The 691-nt window shown below is 47.8% G+C and carries 1 protein-coding gene; it reads left to right on the top strand.

Features of this window, described 5'->3' with window-relative positions; genetic code table 11:
* A partial coding sequence (locus tag R7040_RS26770; protein WP_318097632.1) for a PilT/PilU family type 4a pilus ATPase occupies positions 1–691 on the top strand: 691 nt, incomplete at both ends.

Raw genomic sequence — 691 nt, 5'->3', positions numbered from 1 at the left:
TCGCGGTTGTGCGGCAGTGTTCCGTACCATCCCAAGTAGCATCCCAACTCTGGAAGAGCTAGAAGCGCCAGAGATCTTCAAAAAAATCGCGAATGCTGAAAAAGGTTTGGTTTTGGTTACTGGCCCAACGGGTTCTGGTAAATCGACAACCTTAGCAGCCATTGTTGACTACATTAACCGTAATCACAACAAGCATATCCTCACAATTGAAGATCCGATTGAATTTGTTCACAACAACAATAAGTGTTTGATCAACCAACGTGAAGTTCACCGTGATACCCATAGCTTCCAAAACGCGCTACGCAGCGCATTGCGTGAAGACCCAGATGTGATCCTTGTCGGTGAGATGCGTGACAAAGAAACCATCAGCCTAGCGTTAACGGCGGCGGAAACGGGTCACCTAGTTTTCGGTACGTTGCACACCAGTTCAGCAGCAAAAACCATCGACCGTATCATCGATGTGTTCCCAGGTAGTGACAAAGACATGGTGCGTTCCATGTTGTCTGAATCCCTTCGTTCGGTTATCGCGCAAAAACTGTTGAAACGTAATGGCGGTGGTCGTATCGCTTGTCACGAAATCATGATGGCAACGCCTGCGATTCGTAACTTGATCCGCGAAGACAAAGTCGCGCAGATGTACTCAATCATTCAAACGGGTGCCGCGCATGGAATGCAAACCATGGAACAAAAT

The sequence above is a fragment of the Vibrio sp. 1069 genome (assembly GCF_033340555.1).
Note: the sequence above shows the minus strand (reverse complement) of the source record. Positions and strands in the feature narration are given on the sequence as shown.